The sequence below is a fragment of the Paenibacillus durus genome (assembly GCF_000756615.1).
In the GTDB taxonomy this organism is placed as follows: Bacteria; Bacillota; Bacilli; order Paenibacillales; family Paenibacillaceae; genus Paenibacillus_AQ; species Paenibacillus_AQ durus.
In genome coordinates this window covers 3,230,770-3,243,101 of sequence record NZ_CP009288.1, presented here as the reverse complement: position 1 = coordinate 3,243,101, position 12,332 = coordinate 3,230,770, and the positions used below count along the sequence as shown (strand labels likewise).

Genomic DNA, 12,332 nt, shown 5'->3' with positions numbered 1-12,332 from the left:
CTTTTCGAATTGTAACTGACCCTAAAAATTGAAACAGCGACAGCAAAGGACGAGAAAATAAAGTCCTAGACTGTCGCTGTTTCATTAGAACTAACGTCTCCCGTTAGTTTAATCATAATCCACTTATACTCCTCCGTCAGCTCCGGCGCCTCAAATACTTTATACTCACATACATAGAAAGTAGAGCCGGTTGTAGTAAAGGGGAAGCTCCTCGGCCTGTAGGCCTGATTGCTTAAGACATCTAGAGTTGGATTTTATATGCAATATAAGTATATAATGTTATTTATGGCGATTTGTTAGGGCGATTTGTTAGGATGGAGTCTATGAATTATATAAAAGCTATAACGGAAAAAGCCGGAAAGGAAGCGTCTTATGATTACTATTTATGATTGGTTTGGCTATGAATTGCCGATTAAGGAACGTTATCAGTTAATAAAAGAAGCCGGATTTGATGGTGTTTTATTATGGTGGAGTGAAGGCTTTAATCGGAACGATTACCGCAACGGGCCACAACTTGCGCGAGAAGCGGGTCTTTTTATAGAAAATATCCACACGCCAATCCAAAACGAAAACAACCTCTGGCTTGACAATCTGGACGGTGAAGCCTTAACCGACTGCTATTTGCAATGTGTTGCAGATTGCGCCGAATTTGAGATTCCGACAATGGTGGTGCACCTGCCGGGCGAAGACAATCCATATAACGCATTGGGAATGGATAGAATCAAGAGAATTACTGAAAAAGCTGAACAGCTTGGCGTCAATGTTGCGCTGGAGAATTTACGCAACCTTACCAATTTGGCGTATGTGCTGGAGCAAGTGGATTCCCTGCGTATCGGATTCTGTTATGACTGTGGACATCACTACAACTACTATCCGGGCAATGATTTATTATCCATGTACGGGTCCCGGTTGATGGCAGTACATTTACATGATAATAACGGAAGTTATGCCCAACACGGGTTACCCTTTGACGGCACGATTGATTGGTCTACAACCATGAAAAAAATTGCGGAAACGGATTATCCAGGCGCGACTGCAATAGAGGCCATGAATTGGGATTATGAGGATTTGTCGGCTAAAGAGTTTTTACATACAGCGTTTAAGCGAGCAAAAAGGCTGGAAGCATTAAAGCTCTATAATCCATGAAAACAGAAATAATCCGCAACAATCTTTGATATATGCAGGATGTTTTCGCAGTATCTTTCATCATACGGATTATCATTACACACGTACGTGACACACGTACGTGGCCATCTCATCGTCGGGAATCCACTAACTGGCAGTTTTGCGCAACATTGTTGTCTTCAAAAAAATTCAGATTTCCACTTGAGCCTTACGTAACGTAATGATTTATAATGAACGTAACAGCAGGATGAAACGCAGGCCAACGGCCAAAAAAATCGAACAAAATAAATTCGAAATCGGAGGAGATACAGACATGAGAAAACTCGTATTGTTCATGCATGTGTCGCTGGACGGGTATGCGTCGGATTCGAACGGAGGACTAGATTGGATTCCGTATGACGAGGAAATCGAGAAATACGCCGAGGAGGTCGTAGCCGAAGTCGGCTCTCCCGTATACGGACGCACGACGTATCGTATGATGGAGAGCTACTGGCCCACGGTGCTGGACAATCCGAACGCGTCGAGGCACGCTATGGAGCATGCCAAATGGGTGCAGGATGTTAAGAAGATCGTCATTTCCGGCACGATGGACAAGGTGGAATGGAACAATACGATGCTGATCAAGAACAATATCGCAGAGGAAATCAAGGTACTCAAGGAGCAGCCCGGCAAAAATCTCGTAATCTTCGGCAGTCCGGGAGCGGCGAAGACGCTGCTTAAGCTCGGCCTGATCGACGAATTCCTGCTTACAATTTGTCCGGTCGTCCTGGGCGGCGGAAAATCGGTATTCGACGGCGGCGGCGAGAAAATCAGGCTCAAGCTGCTGTCCAGCCGAACGCTCAATTCGGGCATTATCGCGGCCCGCTATGAGTTGGAGAAATAGCCGTACAAGGTGTTTCGCTAACGGGTACGATAGCTTTTACACCAAAGGGCTGCCGCGGACGATCGGCAGCCCTGTTCAACGATCGGTCAGATTTACTCAACAAACTGGCAAGAAAGAACGGCTGATTAATCGGGGCTCATGCAAGGTACGGATTGACACAAAACAAACCCCCAATTTAGAACTTATTATTTGATGATCGAAAATACATATCATTATATTGTGTAACAATATATATATAAGAAACCAATGGCTGAAAGGGATTAAATCGATTTAATGACATATGTACAAAATACGGGTTTTGTGCAAATGTCCTAAACTATCAGAGAACATCGGCTTGTTTCAGAAAAATCATAACAAAAAAGCCCGCCCAGCTAACTATTAAGTCAGCCGAACGGGCTTCAATTCTTAGGTGTTCACCATCTCGCGATCTGCTTCTCGGGTTTTTTCGCTTTTTGATTGAATGAAAGCCTGTACTTTCTCGGTGAACAGCTTCGAATGCGTGATGTTGGGCAAATGTCCTGCGTTCGGGATTTCGAAGAGCTCTGAATGTTGAATGCGTTCATGAAGGAAGCGGGATTCATCCGTATCAAAAACTACATCCTTTCTTCCGGAAACGATCAGGGTAGGCGTGTTAATCATGCTGAGTATTTTTACTGATGAAGTTGTATTCTCCATATGCTCTCCGAACTCAGACAAAATCGCATAATTAACGAATTCGCAGTCCAGCACTCTCAAATAATCCTTGCTGCGCCCCAGATTGTCAAAATCCTGCCGCAGCCGCTCTCTCATATCAATCTCATACAGCTTTTCCACGCCTTGGGCAAAACTGCCCGCTAATGTTAAGGAAGCGACCTTATTAGGATGAAGAGCCGAAATATATTGTCCAAGCATGCCGCCCCAGGAGGAGCCGACAATATGAATAGGCCCGCCTGGATTCAACTGCTCCACCACCTCCATAAAGGTATTGCTGATGCCTTCCATCGATAAATCATGAGTGCTCTCGCTTAGGCTGGTGCCGGGCATATGAATGGCAATTAAACGAAACGACGAGGACCAATCCTTCATCTGCGGCACCCATTGTGAAGCCGTAAACCCGAATCCCGGGATGAGCAGAACCGTCTCTCCCTGACCGGATATGGCCATTTCGATCGCGGTGTCTTCCTTCGTTTGCACCGTTAAATGCACCAATAAAGAAGGGTCGCAATCCAGAATAAGATCGAGCTGTTCTCTGTTTAACAGCACCCCTTCCCGCTCCGGTATTTTACCAATCCTCATTTGCTTCCAGTAATTAACGGCAGCTTGGGAATGACGCAGTGAATTTACCGCCATCACCTTGATATTGGCTTCTGATTGTTGAGCTGGTGCAGCATAGGATGGTTCCTTGATGGTTTTTTTATCCGCTTTTACGTTTACAGCACTTTTGTCTGTTTGATGTACAGCATTCCGCAATTCTTTTTCGATATATTGGGATAGCGCCTTGATGTTCGTGTATTCGAATAGCAGCGTCGGATACATCTTTATACCGAACTCGGCTTCCAGTTTCCCAACAAGAGAAAGCAGATTTTTGGAGTCCAGCCCTTGACTGTAGAAATCGTCAGTTAGACTTGTCTCTGCGGGCGGTTTATCGGTTATTGCGGAGATTGCCTCGGTCACCACCTTTTCAATGTCGCTGCGTGAGACACTTTTGGATACAGAAGGAACAATAACCGGCTCTGTAACAACAGTATTTGCAGGCTCTGTTAAGACCGCTGGCCCGGCATTGCCCTTCACCTCGGACAGGACCGGTTCACCCGCAGGCTTTTCTGCATCATTCCGGGCAGTAAAGTCGATCCGGCGGGCTCCGAACATTTTGTAGCAGGCGGCAATCTCTCCATTTTCATGATAGAGCTGGACGTCAAAATAAATGATATCCTGTGCCGGACTTCGCTTTACACTGTCTTCGCGAATGTGAATATAGCCCTTGCCGCGAATGGGGCCAAAGGCTCTAAAAGATTGAACATACATCGGGACAAACGGGTGCTCAGCACTTTCTGTGCCGGCAGACACAACTCCGGGAACGAGAAAGGCCCCGTCCAGAAATGCCGGATGAATAAAAAACTGGTGGCAATACCGCTCTGCCAGGCTGCTTAGGGACACCTCTGCCAATAGATAAGAAACATGCATGTACACTTGACCCTGCAGCTTCATAAAATCGTAGTGGCACAGTCCTGCCTTGCGCATCTGGGCATAGGAGCGCTCGATGTTCTCCACCTGGGTGGCTTGGCTTTTTAATTGCTGAATACTTACTGGGTAGTGTTCCGCTGCACCGCTAATGACTACCTTTCCTTCCATTACATCCTTCCACTGGGGTTCCAGGACAGTCCCGTTTTTCTCATCTCTGCCTTGTACCTTGAACCCCCACCCCTCTGCGGCACGTTCCAATACAATCTGAATCGCCTTATCCCTGGTTGCACTGGTCATTACCGGCTCCAGGAACAGAATATCCCTAAGCTCCAATGAGGCTGGATCGAAGCCTCTCATGGTTAAGGCCCGGATGATAGAGTCTAGAAAGACCGCTCCCGGAACAGCACGCTGCCCATTAATTTGATGATGCTTGACGAACAGATTATCGTGCTTCATCAGCATAGTGAATTTATAATTATTTTTAAAATCCATGGATGCCCTCCTCGGCCAAGATAATCATTAAAGTGTTTCGTCAACAATTTCAAGCACCCATTCGCTGGTGTCCGGCAGCTCTGCCGCTGCGCCCGCTTCGGCTAACGGAGTGGAGACCTCGCCTAAAGCAAGTTCATCCATCCAATAATACTGTTTATTGAAAACTGCGGGTGCCAGCGGCTGTCTAACCGCATACTTCGCAGATTCCGGATAAGCTCCAGACTCACTCACAATAATATGGGCGTTAGTACCTCCAAAGCCGAACGAACTGATACCCGCTCTGCGGATGCCCTGGTGTGGTTCCCATAATTTGAGCGAGGTGTTTGGGTAGAACGGCGATTCCTGAAACTTAAACCGCGGATTCGGCGTTTGACAATTCAGTGTTGGGGGGAGCTGGCCGTTCTTCAGAGACAAAATCACCTTAATGAAGCTGGCAATCCCGGCCGCGCTGAGCAAATGCCCGATGTTCGACTTCACGCTGCCCACCGCGCAGTACTGCTGCTGCTCCGTATACGATCCGAATACATTACTTAATGCTCTAAGCTCAATCGGGTCGCCGATCAAAGTGCCCGTACCGTGCGCCTCGATGTAGCTGATTGTAGAAGGATCTACCCCGCATTTCTCCAGCGCCTCCCGGATTACAGCCTCCTGCGCCTCGGCATTTGGTGTGGTGATGCCCATTGTCCGGCCATCGTTGTTCACAGCCGAAGCTTCAATTACAGCGTATATTTGATCCCCGTCCGCAATAGCTTTATCCAGCCGCTTCAACAGAACCGCACCGCAGCCTTCTCCCGGCACAAATCCGTTGGCCTTCTCATCAAATGTATGGCATTGTCCGTCCGGAGACAAAGCGCCTCCTTCGCTTAAGATCAGGTATGACTTCTCATCCAGCAAAAGATCCACTCCTCCGGCGAGCGCCGCTTCGCATTCACCCAGCAGCAAGCTTTGGCTTGCCAGATGCAGGCTGACCAGTGAAGAGGAGCAAGCCGTATCAACGACGAGATTTGGACCCTTAAAGTTGAACAGGTGCGAGATATGAGCCGCGATGAAATTTTGCCCGATACCGACAATGTCATGTTTACGGATCTGCTTCAGCTTGGAGGCAAAGGTTCCGGAACGGGAACCGACAAAAACACCGATTTTCTTGTTCCACAGCTCCTTCGATTCGTATCCTGCATCCCTTATAGTCTGGGCGCTCACCTCCATAAATTGACGCATGAGCGGATCGATAAAGGGAGCATCCTCCTTGCTGATATTGAAATATTCCGGGTCAAATTGCTCGATTCCGTCGATGAACCCGCCCCATTTGCTGATGCTTCGGCCTGGGCTTGCTTCCGTAGAGTAATATTTATCTACATCCCAGCGGCTGGCCGGCACTTGCCGAATGCCGCTTCTTCCTTCGGAGAGCAGCTTCCAGTAGGCATCCTTGTCCGGCGCACCTGGAAAATGGCAAGCGGCCCCAATGACGGCAATCTTAGAATTCACCGTAACAGGTTCAGTCTTCTCACCGGAATAAACGGAATAGCTCTCATTGGGTTGGTCTGGTTCATCTAAAGAATGGAAAGTAACGGGTGTTGCGAATGTCTGCAAATGGCCAGCCAGCTTGCTTAAGGTCGGATGTTCCAGCACAACCGTCGGTTCCAAATTTGTCCCGATCATTTCTTCGATCCGTTTGACGAGCTCTGCCAGAAGAATGGAATCTACCCCGTAATCCCCGAAGGACACGTGTTCGTCCAGTCTGTCCAGAGGAATCTTCAACTGCTCTGAGAAAAGCTCCTTCAGTGCCGTCAGCATATTTCGGTTGCCTGCATTACTGGTCCCTTTAATGTTTGCTTTTCCCGGGGATTGCTGGGAATTTCCTTGAAGCTTATGCGTTGGCGTATTAGATTCCTTGGGCTGCAGCACTTGTTTGGCCCGAAGCCAGCTGCCGGGTTGGAAGCCCGCAGCATCCGCCACGCACGGCAAGCTGTATGCAGCACCGTTCTCCATAACATATTCCAGCAGCTCGAAGCCTTCCCCAACCGTATGCGTCCGTAGTCCCAATTGCTGGTATGCCGGGCTTTCCATGCCTTCCATTCCCGCTCCGCGCCAATGCGTCCACGAGATGGAATGATAGCTCCGCTTCCCCTGCGCCCTTTGATACTGCGCAAAATAATCCATATAGGCGTTAGCCGCCGCATAATCACTGACACCCGCCCCCAGGCGCGGAACCGTTCCAGAGATAGATGAGAACAGAATGAAATAATTCAGCCGGTCCTCCGCAAAAATCCGCTCTAACACCTGCAGACCTTCTATTTTGGGCGCAAGTACATCATTAATATCTTCTTCCGTCTTATGAATAAATGCCGGGTTGCGCTGATGGCTCCGTCCCGCACAGTGAATGACTCCGCCAATAGCTCCCCAGCGGTTCCTGATGCCGTTAAAGAACAGTCTGAGGGAAGCTTCATCAGTCAGCGGTCCGGTATACAGCTCCACCTCGGCTCCACTGCGTTCCAGTTCACGGATGCGGCGGATTTTCTCAGCGGTCTCAGCCGGCCCAACAGTCGCACTGTCCCACTGCTGTCTTGGCGGCAATGGATTAGCTCCCATTAAGACCAGCTTGCGCACGCCCTGCTTCACCAGATAAGCGGCCATTTGGGAACCCAGTCCGCGTGTGCCTCCGGTGATGACAACGGCCTTCGACGCGTCTCCGGTCCAGTGACTTTGCCGCTTATGGGCCTGTGCCGTTAACAGCTGCTGTTCCTGCAAATAAGGCGCATACCTCCGCTGGCTGCGGTAACAAAGCTCGCTGTGCGAGTCTTGACTTGCCCATTCAAGTGCCACAATTTCGTTTAAAGCCGTGAGACTCAGACTTCCCCGGTCCAAATCCAGCGTCTTGGCCTCGACATGACCGTATTCCGCTCCCAGCATCCGTATCCAGCCCGCCATTTGTGCTCCGGCCAGTGACGGCGCATCGTTCGCAAACGGCTGCAAGCCTTGCGTTACATGAAATAGACGCAGCGTGATCCGGCGGTCTCCCGGTGCAGGATAGCTATCCTTGATAAGCTGCTGCAACAGACCGAGCCTGCCCATCAGCCCCGCTCCGCTCTCTCCTGCCTGGCAATCCGCGAGATCGATAACGCCCATGATGGCTTGTTCCCGCTCCATAAGAGTCTTTGCTGCTGCGGCTCCCTCTTCGAAGCGCTTATAATCGATAGCGAAGCTGCCAGTGTCACTTTCCTTCCGCTCGCGTACAATAACAGTCTTCACATCCGGTAAATGCTTCAACAAGGAGACAGCCTCGATATCCGCAGACTCTGATCCCGCCAGAATGATTACGGTTCCCTGAATCGGTTCAGTTTTCCCGCTTGCGGAGGCGGCACGGTCAATCGCCGCTTCCTTCCAAGCTTTTTCCAGCAGGTGATAGGAAGAGTGCGGAACTCCCTGACTTTGGATGTTCGCCGATTGTTCAAACATATCCGGCAGCCAATAACGTTCCTTTGCAAAAGCGTAGGTAGGCAGGCTGATTCTTTGGACTGAGCCGGGCTCGTGCAGCAGGCTCCAGTCTATGTCGACTCCGCTTGTCCATAATTGACACAGCTTGGCCAGGTTCTTTTTACGGATAATTTGCTCCACAAAGGTCTTGCCATCTTCCCCTTCAAATAATGTATTATCCGAAAGGAATCTCAAGGTGCCTCGGAATAGCCCGCTCATGTGTCCTTCGCCAGCCAGCCATTTACCCAGCAGCTCTTGCAGTTCCTGAGGCGATGCGGCAACAAACGCGAGGCGTTCCTCCATGGCTTCTTTACCGGTTTGCAGCGTAAAGGCAATGTCAGCGATTGCTGGAAAAGCTTCATTCCCACAATATCTGCTCGATGTCAATTCATTGCCCGCAGCGCTTAGCCGGTCTGACGATTCCCACAGATAAGCGGCCAAGGCTTCCAGGCTTGCGAAAGCTTCAAGCGTATTCTGCGGCAAGGAAACACCGAATTTCTTCCGGATGGCCAGACTGGTTTCCGTAATTTTGACCACGTCGGTCAACATATCCGCCAGCGGATCGTCCAGGTTGATGTCGTCGATGTTAATATTCCAGACTTCGTTAATAATGTCCACAACGCCCTTCCGGTATTGCTCGAGATCCGCAGATCCATGTGCAGCTCCTTGTAATGAAGGGACTTCAGCGCCAGCATTCCATTTCTGAAGATGATCATGCAGACGCTTCGCGTAAGCTCTCAAACTTGGCTCCGTCCGTGCGGATAGAATGATGATTTGCGGAGCATCGGACAGATTCCGCTGAATATTCTGTCTGGGCGTATACTCCTCCAGGATAAGATGGGCGTTTGATCCGCCAGCGCCAAAAGCGCTCACACCCGCTCTCCGCGGCTCCAGGGCGTTGCCTGATAAGCTGCTCTCCGGCTGACCCCAGGGTTCCAGAGTCCGCTGAACCCGAAAAGGCGAGCTCTGGAAATCAATGTTGGGGTTCAGCGTCTGCGCATGAATGGAGGGTACTAATATACGGTACTTCATTTGCAGCAGCACTTTCGTAACGGCGGCAATGCCCGCCGCAGATTCGAGATGTCCAATATTCGACTTTACTGACCCGATGGAGCAGTGTCCCATCTCCTGTATAGACCCGCCGAACGCCCGGCTCAGTCCACTGATTTCAATGGGGTCTCCAAGAGAGGTGCCTGTACCATGTGCTTCAATATATGAGATTCCGTCCGGCTTGACACCCGCATTATGCATGGCCTCGATGATTAAGGAGGCTTGAGCGGCAGGACTGGGAACCGTATAACCGTTCGTTTTGCCGCCATGATTCAGTGAGCTGCCCTTGATAACGCCGTAAATGAGATCCCCATCCTGAATCGCTTGCTCAAGCGGCTTCAGCAGCACCGCCCCGGCTCCTTCTCCGGGAACATACCCGTCTCCGCCTTCCCCAAAGCTGCGGCAGCGTCCGTCACTCGCAGCGAACTTGCCTTGACTGAGAAGCAAATATTTATGCGGGTGTATGCTCAGGTTCACCCCGCCCGCCAAAGCCATGTCGCATCCCCCGCTGCGAATACTCTCGCAAGCCAGGTGAATGGAGGTCAGCGAGGAAGAACACATCGTATCAAGCGCAATGCTTGGACCATTCAAATCCAGCGTGTAGGACACCCTGTTCGCAATGGAAGCATAGGATGAATTCAGGGCGATGCCTTCTCCTTGAGCAAAATGCTCCGTGCCATACAGCTGATATTGACCGTACATCACGCCGACGAATACACCGGTTTTACGATTTTTCAGCTTCTTGCGGGTATAGCCTGCATCCTCTGCCGTCTCCCAGGCCACCTCCAGAAAGATGCGTTCCTGCGGGTCCATGAACTCCGCTTCACGGGGAGAAATATGAAAGAACAAAGGGTCGAATTTATCGTAGTCACGTATAAAACCGCCCCATTTGGTATAGGTTTTGCCCCTTACGCCCTTCTCGGGATTGAAGTATTTCCTATGGTTCCAGCGATCCTGCGGAATTTCGGTGATGCAATCCCGGCCTGCTCTCAAATTGTCCCAGAATTCTTCCAAATTTGCCGCCAGCGGATATCTGCCGCCCAGACCAATAATGGCAATATCGCCTGCGGTTTTATTTTGCTGTACAGGTCCCTTCAAATCTTCCGCTTCAGCAGCGGCTGCGACGAGCCTGCGGGACTTGCCCGTTATCGGGATCGCAGTTTGCCCTAACGATTCCGGCTGCGCAGGAACAGATACGGCCTCGGGTTCAGACTTAGCTTCATCGATGAGCACTGCGGGAACCGGATGATTGGTTAAGAAATAACCGGTCAGTTCCATGACAGTTCCGTATTCGAAAAATAAAGTCTTGGAGAGCGGCCCGTATAGCTGTTCCAATCTTCGGGTGACTTCCATAATGACAACCGAATCGATGCCATAGCTGTCAAAAGGCTCTTGAAGATTGATGCGTTCCGGGCTTAGCCGAAGCACCTCGGCAATCGTATTCTTAATCAGCGCTGCCGTCCGTTCTTGCCGCCGGGCTTCTTGCGGACTGCCCTCAGGAGCGGCAGCGGATGCTTGCATACTTGTCTCTTGAGCTTGCCGGGCAGGTGCGGGCACTGAACTCCGCTTTACGCCAAAGGATAACTTCATCCGCTGCGAATCACCCTTTAGAACAGCCATACTGGTCAGCTCTGAATTCAAACAACGTTCGAAGGCCATGATGCCTTCCTGCTCTTCCAGCAGATCAATTCCAAAGGCGGATAAACGGTCAATCATGCTCTGGTCCGCAGTCATTCCGCCTTCTTTCCACAGCGGCCAGTTTACCGATAAGCTTCTCCCCGGACGGCAGCTGGACCGGAAGGCTGCAAAATGATCCATAAAGCTGTTCGCATACGCATAGTCAGTCTGACCAATGCTGCCCGTTAAAGCCGCCGTTGAAGAGAACATGGCAAAAAAGTCGAGTTGCTGATCCTTGAACAATTGGTCCAGATGGATGGCTCCCAGCACCTTAGGCCGGATTACAGCATCCATATCGTCCATAGATTTTCCATAAAGAAGCCCATCTCGAAGATTTCCGGCACTGTGAATAATTCCATGCAGGCTGTGGAACCGCTGCTTGATTTGCTCGGCAATGCGTTTCACGTCTTCATGAACGGCTACATCCGCCTGAATGTACATCACCTCAGCGCCCAAGGCTTGTAAATCCTCCAATTTACGCGCCTTCTCCTGATCCAGTGCGGATCTGCCGGTGAGCACCAGCTTAGCCTGAACCTTACGGGCCATATGAGCCGCAAACAGATATCCCAATCCGCCCAGTCCACCCGTAATTAAATAAGAGCCTCCTTTAATAAAAGGGGACTCTTGTTTCTGCAGCCGCTGCGGTTCGATTTCCCGCACAGCCTGAGTGTATCTGCTCTTTCCCTCATAGCTGATCTCGATGGCCTTATCCGTAGATGCAGACCATTCCTGTTCCGCAATATGCCGGATTTGCTGACTGTCCAATTTGGCATTTGACGCAGCTACAGCTACGGATTTATAAATGAAGCGCGGGTTCTCTTGGCGAAGGCTGCGGATGAAGCCGCTAATGGCAGCCGGAAACGGATGATGAGCACTAATCGACGAGTTGTGGATAAACAGCAGCCGGATATCCCCTGCGGGGTACAGCTTCATCACCGATTGGCTGAACAGGGTTAACGCTTTGATGCCAAGCGCCAGAAGCGCTTCCGCAGCCTGTACCCGGGTATCCCCGGATTCAGGCAAATCTTCTTCAGACCATAGCCAGAGAATATGCTCAGGAATGATCCCGCGCTGCCTTACAGCTTTTAGCAGAAGATCATAATGCTCAGCCTGTCCGGGATTTACCCGGTAAGCACCGTCATGTTCCGTTTGGAATTCTTCACCCGGAGTGATCTGTATCACTCCGCTGCCAGCCAACCGATATCCCTGTTCCAGATTTTGGGATAGTGAGCCGCCGCTGCCAAAAATCAGGATATTCTTGGGTTGGGTCTGCATAAAATGGGTTAACTTATTTTCCTCCCAATAGCTCTGGAAGTAGTGCACCTCATTCAAAGAAAGCTTCTTCAGACGTTCCAACCCTTCTTCTGCCGTGATCCGGCCAGCCTGGATGGACTCAAGTATCTGTTTGCGTGCTGGATTGTTAATCACGATTTAAGAACCTCCATTCGTTGTTCCGCTTCATGTGCTG

General features: G+C 50.3%; 4 protein-coding genes. 2 read left to right on the top strand and 2 right to left on the bottom strand.

Annotated elements, in window-relative coordinates; translation table 11 throughout:
- The first annotated feature begins 372 nt into the window (after positions 1-372).
- Positions 373-1,146 carry a sugar phosphate isomerase/epimerase family protein gene (locus PDUR_RS13685; RefSeq protein ID WP_042206756.1) on the top strand — a complete coding sequence of 258 codons (774 nt, stop codon included), beginning with the start codon at positions 373-375 and terminating at the stop codon, positions 1,144-1,146.
- 292 nt (positions 1,147-1,438) lie between these two features.
- Positions 1,439-2,008, top strand: coding sequence for a dihydrofolate reductase family protein (locus tag PDUR_RS13680; RefSeq protein ID WP_042206755.1), 570 nt, complete (start codon positions 1,439-1,441; stop codon positions 2,006-2,008).
- A 405-nt stretch (positions 2,009-2,413) separates the two neighbouring features.
- On the opposite strand, the gene PDUR_RS13675 is transcribed toward PDUR_RS13680, so the two are convergent.
- Together PDUR_RS13675 and PDUR_RS13670 are read right to left on the bottom strand one after the other, a co-directional pair.
- Positions 2,414-4,663, bottom strand: a complete 2,250-nt coding sequence (locus PDUR_RS13675; protein WP_042206754.1) for an alpha/beta fold hydrolase — start codon at positions 4,661-4,663, stop codon at positions 2,414-2,416.
- Between the two features lie 27 nt (positions 4,664-4,690).
- Positions 4,691-12,292 (bottom strand): SDR family NAD(P)-dependent oxidoreductase, encoded by a 7,602-nt coding sequence (locus tag PDUR_RS13670; RefSeq protein ID WP_052410222.1) that lies wholly within the window; start codon positions 12,290-12,292, stop codon positions 4,691-4,693.
- Between the last annotated feature and the right edge of the window lie 40 nt (positions 12,293-12,332).

Excerpts from the sequence above, each read along its gene's own strand:
- PDUR_RS13680 (WP_042206755.1), top strand. The coding sequence starts at position 1,439 with ATGAGAAAACTCGTATTGTTCATGCATGTGTCGCTGGACGGGTATGCG.
- PDUR_RS13675 (WP_042206754.1), bottom strand. The coding sequence starts at position 4,663 with ATGGATTTTAAAAATAATTATAAATTCACTATGCTGATGAAGCACGAT.
- PDUR_RS13685 (WP_042206756.1), top strand. The coding sequence starts at position 373 with ATGATTACTATTTATGATTGGTTTGGCTATGAATTGCCGATTAAGGAA.